This is a genomic window from Sphingosinicella sp., from assembly GCF_041916975.1.
In the GTDB taxonomy this organism is placed as follows: Bacteria; Pseudomonadota; Alphaproteobacteria; order Sphingomonadales; family Sphingomonadaceae; genus Sphingosinicella.
In genome coordinates this window covers 1,836,076-1,855,887 of record NZ_JAYRYK010000001.1, presented here as the reverse complement: position 1 = coordinate 1,855,887, position 19,812 = coordinate 1,836,076, and the positions used below count along the sequence as shown (strand labels likewise).

Sequence of the window (19,812 nt, the reverse complement as noted above, 5' to 3'; positions counted from 1 at the left end):
GAAGGAAGCGAGCGACATGACGCAGTGGGTTTACAGGTTCGGCGGCGGCGTTTCCGATGGCGGAAAGGGCGACAAGAACCTGCTGGGCGGCAAAGGCGCAAATCTGGATGGCATGGCCTCGATCGGCCTGCCGGTGCCGCCGGGCTTCACCATCTCCACGCCGATGTGCACGCATTATTACGAGGCGGGCGAGAGCTTTCCGGATTCGCTGCGCGAACAGGTCGCGAAGGGCCTCGCGCATATCGAGGGCATCACCGGCAAGCGCTTCGGGGATAGCGGCGATCCGCTGCTCGTCTCGGTCCGCTCGGGCGCGCGCGTTTCGATGCCGGGCATGATGGATACGGTGCTAAACCTCGGGCTCAACGACATGACCGTGGAAGGCCTCGCCGCCTCGTCGGGCGACGCGCGCTTCGCGTGGGACAGCTACCGCCGCTTCATCCAGATGTATTCGGACGTGGTGCTCGGCATCGATCACTACATTTTCGAAGACGCGCTGGAGATCGCCAAGGAGGATAAGGGCGTCAACCTCGACACCGACCTCGGCGCCGAGGACTGGCAGCGGCTTGTCGGCACCTACAAGGCGAAGGTGGAGGAGGCGCTCGGTCGCCCGTTCCCGCAGGACCCGATGGACCAGCTGTGGGGCGCGATCGCGGCAGTGTTCGGCTCGTGGCAATCCGAGCGTGCCAAGGTTTACAGGCGCTTGAACGATATCCCGGCCGATTGGGGCACGGCGGTGAACGTGCAGGCGATGGTGTTCGGCAACATGGGCGACACCTCGGCAACGGGCGTCGCCTTCACGCGCGATCCGGCGATCGGCACGCGCGCCTACTACGGCGAGTACCTGATCAACGCGCAGGGCGAGGATGTCGTCGCGGGCATCCGCACGCCGCAGTACCTGACGAAAGCCGCGCGTGAAGCGGCGGGCGCGACGGCGGCCTCGATGGAAGAGGCGATGCCGGAGACATACACCGAGCTCGCGCGCGTCTTCGATCTCCTCGAAACGCACTACCGCGACATGCAGGACATCGAGTTCACCGTGGAGCGCGGCAAGCTGTGGATGCTGCAGACGCGGAGCGGCAAGCGCACCGCGAAGGCGGCGCTGAAGATCGCGGTCGACATGGCCGAAGAGGGCCTCATCACGCAGGAAGAGGCGATCCTTCGCGTCGAGCCGGGCGCGCTCGATCAGCTTCTGCACCCGACGCTCGACCCCGCCGCGGTACGCGACGTGGTGACGACGGGTCTTCCGGCGAGCCCCGGCGCGGCTTCCGGTATCATCGCGTTCGATGCCGACGAGGCGGAGCGGCTCGCCGCTCTCGGCGAGGACGTGATCCTCGTGCGCGTCGAGACGTCGCCTGAGGATATTCACGGGATGCACGCGGCGCGCGGGATTCTGACGGCGCGCGGCGGCATGACCAGCCACGCGGCTGTGGTCGCGCGCGGCATGGGCCGGCCCTGCGTTTCCGGCGCGGGCTCGCTCAGCATCAACATGGAAGAGCGCGTGATGCGCATCGGTGGGCGCAGCTTCAACGAAGGCGACACGCTCACCATCGATGGCGGCACCGGCGAGGTGATGGCGGGCAAGGTCGCCACCATCCAGCCGCAGCTCGCGGGTGATTTCGGCACGCTGATGGTGTGGGCGGACAAAGGCCGCCGCATGAAGGTGCGCACCAACGCCGAAACCCCGGCGGACTGCGCCGTGGCGCGCGAGTTCGGCGCGGAGGGCATCGGACTTTGCCGCACCGAGCACATGTTCTTCGATCCCGCGCGCATCACGGCGGTGCGCCAGATGATCCTGTCGGAAAACGAAAAGGGCCGCCGCGCCGCGCTTGAACGCCTGCTCCCCGAACAGCGCAGCGATTTCGTGGAAATCTTCCGCATCATGTCCGGCCTGCCGGTCACGATCCGTCTGCTCGATCCGCCGCTCCACGAGTTCCTGCCGCACCGCGAGGAGGATTATCAGGAGGTCGCGCAGGCTTCCGGTGTCTCGATCGACGTGCTGAAGCGGCGCGTGGGCGAGCTGCACGAGTTCAACCCGATGCTCGGCCATCGCGGTTGCCGCCTCGGTATCACCTACCCCGAGATCTATGAGATGCAGGCGCGCGCCATCATCGAGGCGGCGCTCGCCGTCGCCGACGAGACGGGCGAAGCGGTGGTGCCGGAAATCATGATTCCGCTCGTGATGACGACGCGCGAGTTCGAGCTGATGAAGGCCGTTGTCGACAAGGCTGCCGAGGCCGTGTTCGCGGCGAGCGGCAAGCGGCTCGATTATCTCGTCGGCACGATGATCGAGCTGCCGCGTGCGGCGCTGATGGCGGGCGAGATCGCGGGGCAAGCCGAATTCTTCTCGTTCGGCACCAACGACCTCACGCAGACGACGCTCGGCATCAGCCGCGACGACGCGGGCAAGTTCCTTTCGGCCTATGTCGACAAGGGCGTGCTGCCGAAGGACCCGTTCGTCAGCATCGACGTGGATGGCGTCGGCCAGCTCGTGAGCATGGCGGCCGAGCGTGGCCGCGCGGCACGCGACGGCCTCAAGCTCGGCATCTGCGGCGAGCATGGCGGTGACCCAGCCTCGATCGCGTTCTGCGAAAAGACCGGGCTCGATTACGTGAGCTGCTCGCCCTATCGCGTGCCGATCGCGCGCCTCGCGGCGGCGCAGGCGGCGCTTCGGGCCAGCAAATAAGCGAGTTGGCATCGCCCCGCCGCATGTCATGCTTCGCGGCATGAAGCGGTGGGGCAAATGGCTGCTGGCGGTTATCGCGGGCATCGGGATCGGGTCCGGCGGCGCTTGGCTCTCCGTGCGTGGGGGGCTCGGCGCCGGGTCCGCGAAATCGGGACCGTGGGTCACGTCCGCGGTCACCGGCTCTGCCGATGCGGACCTCCGCACGCGCGCGACCGTCGCCATCGCGGGGTTGCTCGCGCTTTCCGCGAAGGAAGCGATCTATTTCAACGCGGAGGAAGACAGCGCCGGCGCGCCGCTTGACGGGCGGTGCCATTACCGCGTGAGCGGCGCGGACCCGAAGGCGCGCTGGTGGAGTATCACGCTCTACGGTGCGGACCATTTTCTCGTCGCGAACCCCGCGCAGCGGTTCAGCTTTCACATCCGGAATGTGCCGCGCACGGGTGAGGGCGCGTTTGCCTTCGATGTCGCGCCGTCGGGCGAAGGGGAGGGCTGGCTGCCGACGGGCGGGCAGGCGCACTTCGCCCTCACGCTGCGCGCCTATAATCCCGATCCCGCGATCATCGGCCGCCCGGACCGCGCGCACCTGCCGAGCATCGAGAAGGTCTCGTGCGCATGAGGTGGCTCGGCCCCACCCTGCTTGCCGCGCTCGTTGCCGTGGTCACGTACGTGGGGGCGCTCTGGGCGACACCGCATGTCATCATGGCGAAGGCGATGGAGAAGCTCGGTACGGGCGGCATCAACGTGATGCGGCACCAGGGGCTGCCGACCGCGGAGAACCGCTGGATCGTCCGCCCCAGCCCTGATCTCGCCTACAGCATCTGCGTGTTCGATCTCTCGATGGGGCCGGTCAAAATCGACGCATTCGTGCCGCCACGGCGCTACTGGTCGCTCTCGGTCTTCGATGCGAACACCGACAACATCTTCTCGATAAACGACCGCGCCGTATCGGATCGCTACGCGCTCACGCTTTCGAGAGACGGCGCAGGCGGCTCGCTCGCCGTCCCCGGCGGCAAGGGCATCGCCCTCATCCGCATCCTCGTCACCGACGCGCAAGACCTCGCGAGCATCGATGGGCTCCGCCGCCGCAGCACCTGCGCGCCCGCGTAATCAGGAAATGAAGAGCGCCGCGCCGGCTTCCTTCGCGATCGCGCGCTGATAGCCGTCCCGCGCCTGCATCCGCGCCCAGTAGGCCGCGACGTTTTCGGGGAAGGCGCCGAGCTTCAGGATGTCGGCAAGCCGCAGCGCATAGGCGAAGCCGATGTCGGCGATCGTGAAGCGCTCGGCGGCAACGTAGTCGCTGTCGCCCAGCAGCTTCGCGGTGCCCTTGAGGCGCGAGAAGAACCAGCGCGTGTAGTCCTCCACGGCCTGTGGCAACCGGCGCTCTTCGGGCTCGAACACGCCGTAGCGGAGCACGAGCGTCTGCGGAAAGGTGAGCGTCGCGTCGGACTGGTAGAGCCAGTTGAGATAGCGGCCGTAACCGGGCTCATCCGGCCGCACCGCGAGCGACGTGGGGCCGTAGCGCTCCGCGAGATAGTGGCAGATGCCGGTGGACTCGGTCATCAGCGTATCGCCGTCGGTGAAGGTCGGCACGGTGCCGAAGGGGTTGAGTTCGAGGTAATCGGGCTCGGTGAAGCGCGGTGGGAACGCCATCAGGCGGAGGTCGTAGGCAAGCCCCATCTCCTCCAGGCACCAGAGCGGCCGGAAGGAACGCGCGCCCGCGCAGTGCCACAGCTTCATGCGATCAGCATTTTTTGAGGGTGATCGGAGCGCCGCCATCGCGCGACACGGTCATCGTGTCTACTGCCGGATAGGCGAGGGCCCATTCCTCGCGCGACCACTTGCCTTGCGACTGGCAGACCATGCGGCGCTTCTCGTCTGTGCTCGCCGCGTCGGGCGGAAGAATGTCGCAGCGCAGGCTGGCCTTGGTGAGCAGTTCATCGTTCCAGAAACGCCACCAGCCCTCGGTGCACTGATCGGCGGTTTCCGCCCAGCGACCCACGTAGCGCGGCGGCGGTGGCAACTGCACGGTGGGCTCGGCCGGGGCCTGCGGCGCTTCCGTTGCCGCGACCGCCTTTTCCGCGGGCGCGGATTCAGGCGCGCTGCCGCACGCGGCGAGGGTGGTGAGAAATGCTATGAGAGCGGTGCGCATCAGTCGCTGCCGAGCTTGCCGAAACGGGCTTCGTATTCGGTGAGACGGCCGCTCGCGAGCAGCTTCGCCTGCTCGATCAGGTGGTCCTTTTCGATGCGGCCGCGGAAGTTGTCGAGTTTCGCATCGACGAGCTTCACCTCTTCGGGGCTCCAGTCCGCGATCTGCGCGAAATAGAAAATTCCAATCTCGCGAAGCCGCGCAGCGAGGCGCGGTCCGACACCTTTCAGGAGCGAGAGATCGTCGGTCGGGCCGATCGGCGCTTCGAGGAAGGTGGGCAGCTTGCGGCCCGGTTTCCAGCCGATTCCGGGGAGCGGTGCCGCGCTCGGTGCACTGTCGGCGGGCGGCGGGGCACCTGCGCTTTCGGCCTTGCGCGCGGCCTTCTCGCGGCGCAGCCGATCAACCTCGTCGGCAAGCGGCTTCACCTGATCGCGGGCGGATGCCAGATCCTTTTCCAGCCGCGCGATCTCCGCGCCGGCGCTTGCGAGCCGCGATGCGGTCTGATCGTGTTCGGCCTGCAGCAGTTCCAGCTTCGCCGTGCCGCGGAACAGTGCCCAGCCGAGCGCGAGCCCGATGACAAGGCCGGGCAGGCCGAATGTCAGCAGCGCGGTGATGTCGATAGCCATGATCCTGTCCTTGCTTGGCGTCGCTCTTCCAAACTGATAGCGCGGTCGCCGCCGAATCCAAGGAGACAATCGCGATGGGACCGCTTTCCGGGCTCAAGGTTCTCGATCTCTCGCGCGTGCTCGCGGGGCCATGGGCGACACAGATTCTCGCCGATCTCGGTGCCGAGGTGGTGAAGGTGGAGCGGCCCGGCGCGGGCGACGACACACGAAGCTGGGGACCGCCGTTCATCGCGGGCGCGGACGGGACGCAGGGCGACGCCGCCTATTACCTCGCGGCGAACCGCAACAAGAAGAGCCTCGCCATCGACATCGCCGATCCGCGCGGTGCGGCGCTCGTCCGGACGCTCGCGGAAAGCGCGGACGTGGTCGTCGAAAACTTCAAGGCGGGCGGGCTCGCGCGCTACGGGCTCGACTACGCGGGGCTCGCCGCCCTTAAGCCCGACATCGTCTATTGCTCGATCACCGGCTTCGGGCAGGACGGGCCGAATGCCGAACGCCCCGGCTACGACTTCGTCATCCAGGCGATGGCGGGACTGATGAGCATCACCGGCGCCGCCGGCGGCCAGCCGACCAAGGCGGGAGTCGCCATCGCCGACATCACGACGGGACTGTACGCGACGATCGCGATCCTCGCTGCGATCCGTCACCGCGATGCGACGGGCGAGGGCCAGCATATCGACATGGCGCTGTTCGACACGACGCTCGGCTGGATGGCGAACCAGGCGATGAACTATCTCGTCTCGGGCAAGGTGCCGCGGCCGATGGGGAACGCGCATCCCAATATCGTGCCCTATCAGGATTTCCCCACGGCGACGCGCCGCATCGCGGTTGCCGTAGGCAACAACGGCCAGTTCCGGGCGTTCGCGAAGGTGCTGGGGCGGCCCGAATGGGGCACGGACGAACGTTATGCGTCTTCCCCGGGCCGCGTCGCCAATCGCGAGGCGCTCGTTGGGGAGATCGAGGCTGCGCTCGTTCGAGAGCCTGCCGAGCACTGGCTTGCCGCGCTCGACGCGGCGGGGGTTCCCGCCGGGCCGGTCAACGATCTCGCGCAGGCCTTTGCCGAGGAACAGACAAAGACGCGGGGCCTCGTCATCGAGCAAGCGCACCCGCTTGCGGGTACGGTGCGGACGATGGCGCAGCCGATGCGCTTTTCGAAGACCCCGCCCGACTATGCGAAGGCGCCGCCGGAGCTCGGTGCGGACAGTGCGGATGTGCTGCGCGCCGCCGGGCTTTCCGATGCGGAGATTGCGGCGCTGGTGGCGGCGGGGGTCGTCGAAACGAACGCCCGCCGCTGAACCTTCAGCTCGTGAAGTTATCGGCGATCGCGCAGGCCGCCGGCCCGAGGATCACGACGAACAGCACCGGCAGAATGAACAGGATGAGCGGCACGGTCATGATCGCCGGAAGCCGTGCGGCCTTTTCCTCGGCGCGCATCATGCGCTCGTTGCGGAATTCGGCCGAGAGCACGCGCAAGCTGGAGGCGAGCGGCGTACCGTATTTCTCGGTCTGGATCATGGTCGTCACGACGCCGCGCAGCGCTTCGAGATCGACGCGGTTTGCGAGGTTCTCGAACGCCTGGCGGCGATCGGTGAGGAAGCCGAGTTCGATCGCGGTGAGCGCGAATTCGTCGGCGAGTTCGGGATAGCCGTTGCCGAGTTCCTTCGCGACGCGGTTGAACGCGGCATCGACGGTGAGGCCGGCCTCGGCGCAGATCACGAGCAGATCGAGCGCATCAGGAAGGCCCTTGCGGATCGCGTCCGAACGCTTCGTGATCAGGTTCTTCACATAAATGTCGGGCGCCTTGTAGCCGATCAGCAGCGCGCCGCCCACGATCATCGCCTTCGTCGACGAGGCGTAATCCGGGAACATGCCGAGACCGTAGATGTAGAAGGCGGCGATGGCGCCGAGCGCGAACGGGGCGATCAGGCGGCCGAACATGAACACCACGACCGCGTCCTTGGAACGAATGCCGGCCTGCACGAGCTTCGTTTCGGCGAGCTTCGTCTGCTCGTCCTGCATGACCGACATCTTCTTGAGGATGCCGCGCATGAAATCGGTGGCTTCGGTCTTCGCTGCAAGGCTGGAACGCCGCCGCGGCGCGACGATGCCCGCCTTCAGCTGTTCGCGGCGGTCCTGCAGCGCTTTCACGCGGCCGCGCATCGGATCGCGGACGGTCGCCACCGACCAGATCGCAACCATCATGGCGAAGACACCGAGCGCTGCGAGCAGCGTGGCGAGATCGGTCCCGGTCATGCCGAGAAGGAGGGTTTTCTCTTCCATCAGATTTCGAAGCTCACCATCTTGGCCATGATAAAGGCGCCGATTGACATCCAGATAAGACCGCCGACGCCCGCCACCATCAGGCGCGGATCCGTGAAGAACGGATTAAGGTAGGAGGGGTTCATCATGTACACCAACGTGAACACGATGAACGGCAATGAACCGACGATGTAGGCCGAGGCTTTCGATTCAGACGACATCGCCCGGATCTTCAGCTTCATCTGCGCGCGCTTGCGCAGCACCTCGGCAAGATTGTTCAGCGTTTCTGCAAGGTTGCCGCCGGTCTCGCGCTGGATCGACAGCGTGATGACGAAGAACTGGAATTCGGGGGTCGTCAGGCGGTTCGCCGTTTCCTGAAGTGCCTGCTCCATCGTGCGGCCGATGCGGATCTTGTCGGAGACTTGGCGGAATTCGTATCCAACCGGGTCCAGGATTTCCTTGCCGACGACACCGATCGATTCGGAGATCGGCAGACCGGACCGGAGACCGCGCACGAGAAGATCGATCGCATCCGGGAAGCGGTCGTTGAAATTCTTGATACGCTTCTTGATGAAGAAGCTGACCACCATGTGCGGCAGGAACAGGCCGAAGAACAGCCCGGCGAGGGCTGCGAGCGCCATCGGCGCGCCCGCGCCTGAAATGGCGATGAAGGTGAGTGCGAGAATGCCGAGGCTCGCAACCGCATACTGCCCAAGCGACCAGGATTTGCCGGTGCGGTCCAGCCGCTGGCGAAGCAGCGCGCGGTTCGGGATCAGGCCCTGGAACATGTTGTCGAGCCGGCTCTCGCGCGAGGCGAGGATGCGGCGCATCTGCACCTGCGCAAGCACTTCGCGAGAGGAGGAATGCCGCTCGCGGAGCTGCTCCAGCCGCTTCGCGCCGCGCTTCGCATTGCCGTCGCCGGTCATAAGAATGATCAGCGCCAGCGCCACGAAGACACAGCCGAAGATCACGGCGATCATCAGGTCACGGCTCATCCCATACACTCCATCAAGGCGCGGCCAAGGCCGAAGTATTCCGCGCGTTCGTAGCAATTCGGGCGCAGGCCCGTGCTGATGTATTCGCCCTTCAGCTTTCCGGTCTCGTCCTCGCCGTTGTAGCGGTAGAGAAACAGGTCCTGCATGGTGATGACGTCGCCTTCCATGCCGACCACTTCCGAGATGTGCGTGATGCGGCGGCCGCCGTCGCGCATACGGCTGATCTGCACGACGAGATTGAGCGCGTCGGAAATCTGCTGGCGGATGGCGTTCGGGCTGAGATTGAGCCCGGCCATATTGATCATGTTTTCAAGACGTGTCAGCGCCTCGCGCGGGCGGTTCGCGTGCAGTGTGCCGAATGAGCCGTCGTGGCCCGTGTTCATGGCGGCGAGCAGATCGAACGCCTCGGGTCCGCGAACCTCGCCGAGGATGATGCGATCGGGACGCATACGCAGTGCGTTCTTCACGAGATCGCGCATCGTGACCTGGCCGTTGCCTTCGAGGTTCGCGGGGCGTGTTTCGAGACGCACGACGTGCGGCTGCTGCAATTGCAGCTCGGCCGCGTCCTCGATGGTGACGATGCGCTCGCCCGGATCGATGTTGCGCGAAATCGCGTTCAGCATCGTCGTCTTGCCTGAGCCGGTACCGCCCGAGATCAGGATGTTGAGACGGCAGCGGCCGGCGATGTTGAGGAACTTGCACATGGCCGGCGACATCGATCCGCCTTCCATCATGCGGTCGAGCGTCAGCTTGATCTTCGAGAATTTACGAATCGAGATCGAGGTGCCGTCGATGGCGAGCGGCGGGATCACGACGTTGACGCGGCTGCCGTCGAGAAGGCGCGCGTCGCAGATCGGCGAGGTTTCGTCAACGCGGCGGCCGACGGCACTGACGATGCGCTGCGCGATGTTGAGCAGGTGTGCGTCGTCGCGGAACTTGACCTCGGTCTGCGCGAGCTTGCCCTTGCGCTCAGCATAGACAACGTTCGGTCCGTTCACCATGATTTCGCTGACTTCGTCGTCGTTCAGCAGGGGTTCGAGCGGCCCGAGGCCGAGCATGTCGTTGAGGAGCAGCGTGACGAGATCGCGCTGCTCGCGCTGGTTGAGGCCGATCTTCTCCTGAACGAGAATCTCGGAGATGACGTCGGAAATCTGCTCGGCAAGCTCGCCGCGCGAGAGGTCTGCGATGACGCTCGCGTCGATCCGCTCCATCAGGATCGGATGGACACGTTCCTTGGCTGCGAGCACGCTCTGGGTGCTCGCGCTCGCGGCACGTGCGGTCCGCTCGGCCGTATCCGTGCTGCCCGACGGTTTCAGGCCTCCGACGAGGTTGATGAGTTCGTTGAGAAGAACGGTGACAGTATCGCGCACCTGCCCGTCGTCAATTGCCATGCCCTGAATGTCGGCAAGACGCTTGACGGTGTCTTCCATCTGCGCGGCGAGTTCGCCACGGCGGCGCGTGCGCGTCTTTGCAGGCGGAAACAGTTCGGAAAGCTGCGGCGAAAGGATCGCGTGCAGTTCCCACACGCAGTTTTCGGTGCTGCGCCCGCGCGGCGTTTCAACGGGCTTCGAAAGGCCGAAATCCCCGGAATCGGCAACAAGCGGCCGCCTGCCGGTGCTGGCGGCGGAATTCTGTCCGAAACCGTCGCCAACAACCTGCAATCCTGCGCCGCTTCGTTTTCCGAACCCCTTGGGCTGCATACCTTACCCCGTTTACGCACGTGCGCCCGGCCGGTTCACCCGGCCGGGAAGCATTACTTCTTGCCTGAAGCCTTGGCGGTGCCCTTCTGGGGCAACAGGCTGCGAACTTTGCTCATCAGCGTTTTCGCCTCGACCTCGGCGGCGATTTCGCCGGCGAGCTGGACGGCGAGCGCATGAAGAGCGCCGCCGACCTTGCCGGTCGCGACCGCGGAGAGGGCACGGCCCTGCTTTGCAGCGCCCACGGCCTGCTTGACATCGAGCGGAATGACGATGTCGAGCTTGCGTTCGATCGATGCTTCGAAATCCTTGCGCGCGACTTCCGGCGGCGGATTCGTGCCGACGCGGTTGGCGACCATCGTCACCCTGGCGTGCGGCGCGTTCGCCTTCAGGAAGCCGAGCAGGCGGATCGCATCGCGCGTCGAGGCCAGCGTCTGTTCCGTCACGACGACGACATGGTTGACGTCGCTGAGCAAGTGCGGGTGCTGCACGGCAACGGTGCGCGGCAGATCCACGATCACCGTTTCGAAGGCGTTGCGCATCTCTTCCTGAAGCTGGAACAGCGCGCTGCCGTCTGCGATCAGCGGCTGGCTGATCGGCGCTTCGGCCGAAAGCACGGCGAGCTTTTCACCCACGCGTACCATCGCGCGTTCGATGAAAAGGCCATCGATACGGCTCGGGTTCTCGAGAGCGTCGGTGAGGCCGCGGCCCGGTTCGAGATCGAACGAAAGTGCGCCCGTACCAAACTGGACATCGAGATCGAGAAGCGCTGTCGAACGGCCCTGGCTCTCCGCCGACAGCCATGCGAGCGAACTCGCCACGGTCGATGCGCCGACACCGCCGCGTGTACCGATCACCGCGATCGTCGTGCGCGGGCGGTCGCTGGTATCGAGCTCCACATGCTTCGGCCCTTGCAGCGTGACCTGCGCGTGCATGAAGGCTTCGCGCATCGCGTCGGCGGACAGCGGCTTCAGCAGATAGTCCTGCAGACCGCTCGCCACGAGATCGCGGTAGAGCTTCACGTCGTTGATCATGCCGACCGCGATCACGATCGTGCCCGGCTCGCAGACTTCGGCAAGCGCGTTGATGTCGTTCAGCGGATCGCCCGATTCCGACAGATCGACGAGCAGCACCATCGGGCTCGACGAGACCGAGAGCGTCTGCACGGCGTTGCGAAGGCCGCCCTTGTTGACCTTCTCGACCGCCCAGCCGAGTTCGGCCGCTACGACCTTGACGGCATCAGCAGTTTCGTCGTCGCAGACGAAGGCGTTGAAGGCGTCGCGTGCACCGACGCCGGTTTTCGGATTCCAAGGCGCGTTCATACCTGCATCCCCTCGTTTAATTGCTGCCGGCCTGGCCGACGGTGCTCTTCACCTTGCTGGTGCCTTCGCCGGCCTTGCCTCGATAGGTTTCGATCGCCTTCACGGTGGTGAGCGCATCAGTGCCCGTGTGGGGCTTGCCCGACACGAGGTCGTTCGCATCGACGACCATCGCGGCGAGGTTGCTCTCGCTGGCGCAACCGTAGTTGCTCATCGTCGAGGCTTCGAATTCGAGCTGCGACGAACGCGACCAATCCGGGCAGCCCGGAACGCTGGCCGTTGCGCGCATCACGACCACGCGCGCGCCGGCACTGCCTGCGCCGGCCGTGACCGGCACCTGATCGTTCAAGAGAAGCCCATATCCAGAAAGCACTGACGCAATCGCTGCACGGCGAGCGCCCGAGCCGCTGCCGCTGTCGTCAACGCTGACGCGGTCGCCGTAGCGAATGCCGATGCCCTCGAACCATTCCGCAAGCGATTTGCGCTGATCGCTCGAAAGCCCGTCCGTTCCGGCATAGCCGAGGTCGTGAACGAGGATCGTCTGCGCGACGACCGCAGCTTTCGCGGACGCCATCCCCGGATTGGGTGTGCCGCCGCCGCAGGCGCCGAGCGCGAGCGATGAAGCGAGAAGGGTGGCCGTTGCGAGGCGGCGCATCGGGATCGTGTTCATGGTCATTGTGCCCCTCTCCATCAATTATTCGAGAAGCCGGGAGCGGCTGTGCTGGCCACCGTCGGCGGTCCGGCCGTTTTCGCTTCGGCGACCGGCGCCTTGGCGCCCTTGAACGTCTTGCCCAGCAGCCAGCGTTCCGCGTCGTTCGGAACGGCAAGGCCGTCCGTCGGCAGCGCAAGGCGGGTGTTGGTCGGCTTCACGAGATAAGGCGTCACCACGATTACGAGTTCCGATTCGTCCCGTGCGAAGCGATCCGATTTGAACAGCGCGCCAAGGATCGGCAGGTTGCCGAGCAGCGGCGTCTTCTCTTGCGTGGTGCCCACGCGATTGCGCAGGAGCCCGGCGATCATGAAGCTCTGGCCCGAGCCAAGTTCGATCGAGGTCTCGGCTCGGCGTGTCGTGAGCGCCGGGATGGAGATGTTATCGAGGCGGATCGCGCCGGCTTCGGAAAGCTCGGAGACTTCCGGACGAACGCGCAGGCTGATCCTTCCGCCGTCGAGCACGGTTGGCGTGAACGCGATGCCCACACCATATTCCTTGAATTCGACGCTGATACCGCCGTTGCCGTCGCTGACCGCGATGGGGAACTCGCCGCCCGCGAGGAAGCTGGCCGTTTCGCCCGAAAGTGCCGTGAGGTTCGGCTCCGCAAGGAGGGAGACGAGACCATCTTGTTCAAGCGCGTCGATGGCGGCACCCACGTCCAGCCCGAAGAGCGAAGCGACGCCGCCGATTGTCGTTGACCCCGGGTTTTGATTCAGCGTCCACGTTCCCTCGATCGCATCATAACTGAGCGCTCCAGTTCCCCGGCCGCGCGCCATGCCGAACAGGAAGCCGCCGGTGTTGTCGATCGTGGTCAGGTTGATGCCCAGTTCCTTCACCAGGCTGCGGCTGACCTCGGCGAATTTCACGCGGAGGTTCACCTGCGCAGGCGTTGCGGTCTGCAGCTTGTTGACGATGGCCTGGCCTTCGCCGACGAAAGTCTTGACGAGGCGGGTGGCCTCCTCGACCTCTTCGGGATTAGCGACGGTGCCCGTGAGCAGCGTCATGCCGTTCATCGAATTGACCGTGATCGCGGCGCCCGGCATCGCAAGGCCGAGCATCGTGCGGATCTGATCGATGTTCTGTGCGACGCGGACGTTCGCGGAATAGACGATGCGCCCGGCGCCGTCCGTCGCGTAGATCGTCGTTTCACCGGCGCCGACGCCGTAGACGTAGAGCAGGCGGTCGGACCGGACCTGCACGTCAGCGATCTTCTGGTTGGCGACGAACACATCGCTCATCGACCGTTCCAGCCGGATCAGCGTGCCCTTGTTGACGCCCACGTTGAGCGAGGACGATGCCGACGTGATCGTCGTGTCCTGCGCCTGTGTCGCCGGCGTGGCCATGGCGGCCAGCGACAGTGCGGCGGCGCAGCCGCACAGGATTGCCTTGAGCTTCATGTTATTCTGCCCCCACGGAAACTTCGGTGGTCTTGTTGCCGCGGAACACGCGGACGCTCGGACCCGCCGGCTTGCCGGACTTCACCGCCACCGGGCGCGGATCGAGGTTGGATGCGAAGCGCGAGACCTCGCCGCCAGTCGTGAACGACGGGTTGCGATCATTCGGCTGCGTTTGGAGCGCGATCTGCAGGTGCTTTTCCTGCGAGGCGTTCAGATCGTCGCTCACCTGGACTTCGCCAGTGGCGATCATCTGCTCCAGCTCCTGCGTGTTTTCCGCAAGCGGACGCAGGCTGAGCGAGATCTGGCCGAGCGTCTGCGCGACTGCGATCTTCTCGACGAACTTCGGCGGCACTTCGAACGTCACGGTGCGGCCGGTCTTCGGACCGGAGCCTTCGCCGCCAAGCTCGTTGGTGCGCTGGTCGATGGCGAGCACGCGCACGTTGCGCATGATCGTCTCGGAAACGCGCAGCGCCGGGGCGGGCGTGCCTTCCTCGGTATCGCCCTGATAGCTGACGCCGTGCGTCAGCACCATGTCGACGCGGTCGCCCGGGAAGACAAAGCCCGCGACACCGCTTTCGGCATTGATCGAAACCGTCACGGCGCGCATCCCGGGGGTCAGCGCCGCGGCAAGGAAGCCACGCTCGCCCGGCCCGACGATGGACCCCTTGGTGAGCGGCTGTCCGGCCGGAACCGAAACGCGCACGACCTTGCCGTTCAGGCTTTCGAGATTGGTCTCGCCTTCAAGGAAGTAGACGTTCTCTACGAGATCTTTGGGCCACGGCTGCAGCTTGAACATCTCGGCGTTGAGGATGGTGCCGAGCGGCAGCGGCTTGGTGGCGACGAGCACCTTCGGGCCCTTCTGCTCGACCTCGCCGGCCTGCACCTGCTGTGTGCCGCTGTCGCTGACAAGCGCGCGCACGAAGAAGGCCGAGATACCCGCTATAACGAGCGCGCCGACCAGCAATATGATCTTCTTTACGTCCATGACCCCTGTAGCCTCCAGGCGAAAACCCCTGCGTGCACTATCCAGCCAATTGCTTAACAATCGGTTCGCCAAGCGCGACGAAGGTCGCGAGGCAGATTGCGCACCCGTATGGAATCTCCGGATTGCCCGCTTTTCCGCGCTTGCGGTGCCAGACGAGGTAGGCGAGCGTGAGGACGCCGCCGATGATCGACATGAGCACGAGCATCCGCAGATATGGGATGGCGGGCAGCCAGAGCGCGAGCGCGGTGAGCAGCTTGACGTCACCGCCGCCCATGGCACCCAATGCGAAGATTCCGGCGAAAACAGCGAACACGCCAACGGCCAGCAAGAGCTGCCAGCCAACAAGCGGCCACAGCGCCTCGCCCGATCCCAGCCAGAAGGGAACGGCGAGCAGCGCGACGGCGGCATTGACGATGTTCGGAATGATACGCCGGGTTACGTCACTGTAAATGACATAGGCAAGCAGTGCGAAAAGCACTGCGACGCTGATGATCTGAAGAGCCCCGGCCATGTCGACCGGTCCTAGACGTCATGACTGAAAAAAACGTAACCATGCGGCCGTGACGCCCGACCCGCTCTCCGACGATACCCTGACCCGCCGCCGCTCGCTGCCCCCGGACGCCCGCTGGACGGACTGGATCGCCGCCGACGGCTGGCGCATCCGTGCGGTGAGCTGGGCGCCGATGCCAGGCAGGCCGTCGATCCTGTTCCTGAACGGGCGCGCGGATTTCATCGAGAAGTATTCGGAGAGCTACTGGCACTGGCGGGACCAGGGCTATGGTCTCTTCACCTTCGATTGGCGCGGGCAGGGGGCTTCGGGACGCTTCCCGGCCGGTGCCGAGGGATATTTCGGCGCATGGCTCACCGATCTGGAAGGGCTTAGCACCCATACGGCGACATTGCTTGGCGGGCCGATGGTGCTGGCGGGACACAGCATGGGCGGGCATCTCGCGCTCCGGCATCTCGCGGCCGGTGGCACATCCCGCTACAGCCGCGCCGCGCTGTTCGCACCGATGGCGGGCATCGCCGCACAGGGAGTGCCGCCGCGCGTGCTATCGTGGCTGGCGCGGGCCTACGTGAAGGCGGGCGCGGGCGATACCTATCCGCCGTTGCAGGGGCCGTACGGGGAGCGCTCGCGCAGTGTGCACCGCCAGCGCATCCTGACCGGCGATCCGGAGCGGTTTGCAGACGAAGCCTGGTGGATCGACGGAAATGCCGCGCTTGCCTTTGGAGGGGCAAGCTGGCGCTGGGTGTTCGAGGCATCGACATCGTGCGCCGCACTGGGTGCGCCTGGCGTGCCCGAGGCGATCACGCTGCCGATTGACGTGTTCATCGGCGACAACGAGCGCTTGGTGGGCGCAGCGGCGGCGCGGCGGCTCGTTCAGCGGTTGCCCGATGGGCGTCTGCACGTCATTGCGGGCGCCGCGCACGAATTGCTGCGCGAGCGGAGCGCGGTGCAGGACGGCGTGCTCGCGGCGGTTGACGGGTTGGTGGCGTTATGACGGGTCGGTACGACGTTGTTGTCGTGGGGGCGGGCATCGGCGGCGCGAGTCTCGCATGGTTTTTGAGCGAACGGGCCTCCGTACTGCTCATCGAGGCCGAAGCGCATCCGGGCCTGCACAGCACCGGCCGCTCGGCCGCCTTCTTTGCCGAAACCTACGGTGGGCCAGGCGTACAGCCGCTGACCACCGCGTCGAAGGCCTTCCTGCTCCAGCCGCCGGAGGCTTTCGCGGATGGCCCTCTGGTGACGCCGCGCGGCGCGCTGCATATCGCCGAGCCGGATGCGCACGGTGCGCTCGATCATATGGAAAGCGCGTTCCGGGCCTCGGGTGTTGCGATCGAACGCCTCGATGCCGATGGGACGGCCGCGCGGGCGCCGCTGCTCTCCGCCGCGTGGCGGCAGTGCGGGCTCTGGGAGCCGGGGTGTAGCGATATCGAGGTCGCGCGGTTGCATCAGGCGTTCCTCGCCGGCGCGCGGCGGCGTGGGGCCGTGCTTGTTACCGATGCCCGCGCACGCGGCCTTGATCGCAGCGGTGGGCGTTGGCGGGTCGAAACCGGGGCGGGGCGCTTTGAAGCCGATGTCGTGGTGAATGCGGCGGGGGCGTGGGCCGACCAGGTCGCCGTGCTGGCGGGCGTGCGGCCGCTGGGTGTGCAGCCGCTCAGGCGGACGATGATCGTGGCTGATCTCGGCGGTGCCGTGGAGCCTGATCTGCCGGTCGTGCTGGATGCGGCGGGCAGCTTTTACTTCAAGCCCGATGCCGGGATGATGTGGGTGAGCCCCCATGATGAAACGCCTGTGCCGGCGAGTGATGTGCAGCCTGAGGAGCTGGACATTGCGATTGCCGTGGACCGGTTCGAGACCGCGACGACCGCGACGGTGCGTCGGGTGGTGCGATCCTGGGCGGGGCTGCGGAGCTTCGCGCCGGATCGGCTTCCGGTGTATGGTTTTGCGCACGACGCACCCGGCTTCTTCTGGTGTGCGGGGCAGGGCGGGTTCGGGGTGCAGACATCGCCCGCGGCGGGGGCGATGGCGGCGGCGCTGATCACGGGCGCGGCGTGGAGCGCGCCCGGGGTCGACCCCGAACGCTATTCCCCCAAGCGGTTCAGTTGAAAATCAGGCCTGGCGGCGGCGGCGTGCGGCGCCGATGCCGAGGAGGCCGAGGCCGAAGAGGCCGAGCATCGCCGGTTCGGGAACGTCGCTCGTGTAGAAGTTCATCTGCGCGAGCTTGAACGAGTCCGGATAATCCTTGTACGCGCCGGCGTAGTAGAGATCGGCCGCAATGATGATGACGTTGCCGTAGTGCCCACCGGCATCGAAGCCGACATTGGGGCTGGAGGGCGACGTCTTGATCTGGATCTCGTGGAGGTCGGTGGAGAGGTCCGGGAACGCCGCCTCGACATCGAGGAACTGGTTCCAGCCGGTGCCGACGGTGCCGATCAGGATCGTCGCGTCGTTATCCTTGGTCCAGTTGCCGCTGCTGTACATGTCATAGGCGTTGAGGACGACCGCCGAGGGCGAGACGAGCTGGTCGAACTGCAGGACGATATAGTCCTTGGAGCCGGCGTTGTCCGTCGTGTGACGTCCCTGCGCCCCGCCTGCATAGTTGCCGGTGCCGTTGCCGTCACCGCCGCTGCCGACCGAACCTGCCGCCGTGACGCCAAGGCCGCCGTCATAGTAGCCGAGGAACGCCTGCTCGTGATCGCCGCTGTTCCAGGTGCCGCCCTTGATGGTCCATGCCGTGGCGCGAACGTTGACGATGCTGCCGTCCGACGCGGTGGTGGTGAAGGTGCGGACGTTGCCGTCAGGGCCGTCGATGCCGCAGTTGACCGAGCAGCCGCCGCTGAGATCGAGGCTGCCGATGGCGACAGCGAAGGCGGGCGATGAAGCCAGCGCCGCAGCGGAAAGCGCGAGCGCGCCCAGCACTGCGCGGCTTGAATTCGACCTGCTCACAATCAATCCCCTGTACAAAACGCCCTGCGCCGAAGCACACCTGCACGTTCCCAAGCAATTTATGTACCAGACGAGAAAAAGGCTTTGGATTCAATACACGCCGCGATCGTTGCGGCTGCGTATGTAAAATCTGCCGACGTTATGCGCGCGCGGAAAGCTCTGCGACCGCAAGATTGGCGAGTTCGTCGGCACGCTCGTTTTCGGCATGGCCGTTGTGGCCCTTTACCCAGTGCCATTCGACACGGTGCTGCGCGGCCGCGGCGATCAGCGCCTGCCACAGATCGGCGTTTTTCACCGGCTTCTTGTCGGCGGTGCGCCAGCCGTTCCGCTGCCAGCCATGCACCCATTTGGTGATGCCGTCTCGCACGTAGACCGAATCGGTGGTGAGCTTCACGCTGCAAGGACGTTTGAGCGCCTTCAGCGCTTCGATCGCCGCCGTGAGCTCCATGCGGTTGTTGGTGGTCAGCGCCTCCGCGCCCCGCAATTCCCGCTCCTGGCCCTTCGCGCGGAGGATGGCGCCCCAGCCGCCGGGGCCGGGATTGCCCTTGCAGGCGCCATCGGTGAACACCTCGACGTCGGAGGCACCGGTCGGCGCGCTCATTCGGCCTCGCGGTAGTGCAGGAGCCGCCGTGCGAACGCCATCGGGTCCTTGCGGGTGACGAGCGCGCCCGGAGGCGTGTTCAGCCAATCCCACGCGCGCGTCAGCAGGAAGCGCAGCGCAGAGGCGCGGCGCAGCACAGGCATGGCTGCCGCCTCGGCATCCGTGATCGGGTGCGTGGCGCGGTAGCCCGCCTCCAGCGCTTCGGCGCGCTGCGAATAGAAAACCGCGCCATCGTTGCTGAAGCACCACGCGCCGTGCATCACGGCAAGGTCGTAGGCCCGCGCATCGGTGCAGGCGAAATAGAAATCGATGATGCCGGTGACGGTGTCGCCCAGCGCAAGCACATTGTCCGGGAACAGATCGGCGTGGATCGTCCCCTGCGGCAGGTCGGTGGGCCAGTGCGCCTTCTGGAACGCCATCTCGGTCTCGATCAGCGCCGCGAGGGCGGGGTCGATCTCGCCGGCGCGCGGCAGACAGCGCGCGGCAAGCTCCAGCCGCCCCTTGTGGCCGAGCGCATTGGGGCGGGTTCCCGTGAAATCGGCGGTCGCTGCGTGCAGGCGCCCGAGCGCTTCCCCGGCGGCATGGCAAAGCGCGGGCGTGGGTTCCGTCACCGAAATGCCTGTGAGGAACTCGATCACGCACGCCGGACGGCCCGCGAGCTCCTGCAAGGCCTCCCCCGCGCGGTCCTCGACCGGACGCGGTATGGGCAGGCCCTTGTCTGCCGCATGGCGCATCAGCGCGAGGAAATAGGGGAGGTCCGCAGTGTCCACGCGCTTTTCGTAGAGCGTCAGGATGTAGCGCCCGCGTGTCGTATCGATCAGGTAGTTCGAATTCTCGACGCCCTCGGCGATGCCCTTGGCGGCGACGAGTTCGCCGATATCGTAGCGCGCGACGAACGCGGACAGATCCTCCGCGGGAACATGGGTGTAGACGGCCATTGG

At 66.0% G+C, this 19,812-nt stretch carries 20 protein-coding genes; 6 read left to right on the top strand and 14 right to left on the bottom strand.

What is annotated here, in order from left to right:
* Positions 1 to 16 precede the first annotated feature (16 nt).
* Genes ppdK through ACE3TJ_RS08710 form a run of 3 tightly spaced genes read left to right on the top strand, consistent with a single transcriptional unit; the run spans position 17 to position 3,790 of the window.
* Complete coding sequence (gene ppdK / locus ACE3TJ_RS08720; RefSeq protein ID WP_374595723.1) at positions 17 to 2,683, top strand: pyruvate, phosphate dikinase; 2,667 nt, start codon at positions 17 to 19, stop codon at positions 2,681 to 2,683.
* A gap of 40 nt (positions 2,684 to 2,723) precedes the next feature.
* Complete coding sequence (locus tag ACE3TJ_RS08715; protein WP_374595722.1) at positions 2,724 to 3,299, top strand: DUF1214 domain-containing protein; 576 nt, start codon at positions 2,724 to 2,726, stop codon at positions 3,297 to 3,299.
* Entirely contained in the window at positions 3,296 to 3,790 is a 495-nt protein-coding gene (locus ACE3TJ_RS08710) for a DUF1254 domain-containing protein (RefSeq protein ID WP_374595721.1), read from the top strand. Before ACE3TJ_RS08715 ends, ACE3TJ_RS08710 begins: the two co-directional genes overlap by 4 nt.
* Here the strand turns inward: ACE3TJ_RS08710 and ACE3TJ_RS08705 are convergent, their stop codons facing one another.
* Genes ACE3TJ_RS08705 through ACE3TJ_RS08695 form a run of 3 tightly spaced genes read right to left on the bottom strand, consistent with a single transcriptional unit; the run spans position 3,791 to position 5,455 of the window.
* A complete protein-coding gene (locus ACE3TJ_RS08705; RefSeq protein WP_374595720.1) occupies positions 3,791 to 4,420 on the bottom strand; it encodes a glutathione S-transferase family protein in 630 nt (209 codons plus the stop codon). It abuts the gene before it with no gap.
* Between the two features lie 4 nt (positions 4,421 to 4,424).
* Entirely contained in the window at positions 4,425 to 4,832 is a 408-nt protein-coding gene (locus tag ACE3TJ_RS08700) for a hypothetical protein (RefSeq protein WP_374595719.1), read from the bottom strand.
* Entirely contained in the window at positions 4,832 to 5,455 is a 624-nt protein-coding gene (locus tag ACE3TJ_RS08695) for a hypothetical protein (protein WP_374595718.1), read from the bottom strand. Before ACE3TJ_RS08695 ends, ACE3TJ_RS08700 begins: the two co-directional genes overlap by 1 nt.
* Before the next feature lie 74 nt (positions 5,456 to 5,529).
* Between ACE3TJ_RS08695 and ACE3TJ_RS08690 the strand changes: the two genes are divergently transcribed.
* The gene (locus tag ACE3TJ_RS08690) at positions 5,530 to 6,750 is read left to right on the top strand and encodes a CaiB/BaiF CoA transferase family protein (protein ID WP_374595717.1); all 1,221 of its coding nucleotides are present in this window, start codon (positions 5,530 to 5,532) and stop codon (positions 6,748 to 6,750) included.
* A gap of 4 nt (positions 6,751 to 6,754) precedes the next feature.
* Here the strand turns inward: ACE3TJ_RS08690 and ACE3TJ_RS08685 are convergent, their stop codons facing one another.
* The 8 genes from ACE3TJ_RS08685 to ACE3TJ_RS08650 are packed head-to-tail and all read right to left on the bottom strand — an operon-like array spanning position 6,755 to position 15,330.
* Entirely contained in the window at positions 6,755 to 7,735 is a 981-nt protein-coding gene (locus ACE3TJ_RS08685) for a type II secretion system F family protein (RefSeq protein ID WP_374595716.1), read from the bottom strand.
* Entirely contained in the window at positions 7,735 to 8,709 is a 975-nt protein-coding gene (locus ACE3TJ_RS08680) for a type II secretion system F family protein (protein WP_374595715.1), read from the bottom strand. The genes ACE3TJ_RS08685 and ACE3TJ_RS08680 overlap by 1 nt, the downstream gene beginning before the upstream one ends.
* On the bottom strand, positions 8,706 to 10,409 hold the full coding sequence (locus ACE3TJ_RS08675) for a CpaF family protein (protein ID WP_374595714.1): 1,704 nt from the start codon (positions 10,407 to 10,409) through the stop codon (positions 8,706 to 8,708). The genes ACE3TJ_RS08680 and ACE3TJ_RS08675 overlap by 4 nt, the downstream gene beginning before the upstream one ends.
* Positions 10,410 to 10,462: 53 nt before the next feature.
* Positions 10,463 to 11,728 carry a CpaE family protein gene (locus ACE3TJ_RS08670; RefSeq protein ID WP_374595713.1) on the bottom strand — a complete coding sequence of 422 codons (1,266 nt, stop codon included), beginning with the start codon at positions 11,726 to 11,728 and terminating at the stop codon, positions 10,463 to 10,465.
* Between the two features lie 16 nt (positions 11,729 to 11,744).
* On the bottom strand, positions 11,745 to 12,401 hold the full coding sequence (locus ACE3TJ_RS08665) for a CpaD family pilus assembly protein (RefSeq protein WP_374595712.1): 657 nt from the start codon (positions 12,399 to 12,401) through the stop codon (positions 11,745 to 11,747).
* Positions 12,402 to 12,415: 14 nt separating this feature from the next.
* The gene (locus ACE3TJ_RS08660; RefSeq protein WP_374595711.1) at positions 12,416 to 13,834 is read right to left on the bottom strand and encodes a type II and III secretion system protein family protein; all 1,419 of its coding nucleotides are present in this window, start codon (positions 13,832 to 13,834) and stop codon (positions 12,416 to 12,418) included.
* A 1-nt stretch (position 13,835) separates the two neighbouring features.
* On the bottom strand, positions 13,836 to 14,819 hold the full coding sequence (gene cpaB, locus ACE3TJ_RS08655; protein ID WP_374595710.1) for a Flp pilus assembly protein CpaB: 984 nt from the start codon (positions 14,817 to 14,819) through the stop codon (positions 13,836 to 13,838).
* A gap of 37 nt (positions 14,820 to 14,856) precedes the next feature.
* Entirely contained in the window at positions 14,857 to 15,330 is a 474-nt protein-coding gene (locus ACE3TJ_RS08650) for a prepilin peptidase (protein WP_374595709.1), read from the bottom strand.
* 49 nt (positions 15,331 to 15,379) lie between these two features.
* Between ACE3TJ_RS08650 and ACE3TJ_RS08645 the strand changes: the two genes are divergently transcribed.
* Complete coding sequence (locus ACE3TJ_RS08645; RefSeq protein WP_374595708.1) at positions 15,380 to 16,321, top strand: alpha/beta fold hydrolase; 942 nt, start codon at positions 15,380 to 15,382, stop codon at positions 16,319 to 16,321.
* Entirely contained in the window at positions 16,318 to 17,430 is a 1,113-nt protein-coding gene (locus ACE3TJ_RS08640) for an NAD(P)/FAD-dependent oxidoreductase (RefSeq protein ID WP_374595707.1), read from the top strand. Before ACE3TJ_RS08645 ends, ACE3TJ_RS08640 begins: the two co-directional genes overlap by 4 nt.
* A 3-nt stretch (positions 17,431 to 17,433) precedes the next feature.
* Here ACE3TJ_RS08640 and ACE3TJ_RS08635 read toward each other — a convergent pair whose 3' ends face one another.
* The 3 genes from ACE3TJ_RS08635 to thrB form a co-directional block, all read right to left on the bottom strand.
* Complete coding sequence (locus ACE3TJ_RS08635; protein WP_374595706.1) at positions 17,434 to 18,270, bottom strand: PEP-CTERM sorting domain-containing protein; 837 nt, start codon at positions 18,268 to 18,270, stop codon at positions 17,434 to 17,436.
* 139 nt (positions 18,271 to 18,409) lie between these two features.
* A complete protein-coding gene (rnhA, locus tag ACE3TJ_RS08630) occupies positions 18,410 to 18,871 on the bottom strand; it encodes a ribonuclease HI (protein ID WP_374595705.1) in 462 nt (153 codons plus the stop codon).
* Positions 18,868 to 19,809: a homoserine kinase gene (gene thrB / locus ACE3TJ_RS08625; protein ID WP_374595704.1), complete on the bottom strand. Its 942-nt coding sequence runs from the start codon at positions 19,807 to 19,809 to the stop codon at positions 18,868 to 18,870. Before thrB ends, rnhA begins: the two co-directional genes overlap by 4 nt.
* Positions 19,810 to 19,812: the final 3 nt, after the last annotated feature.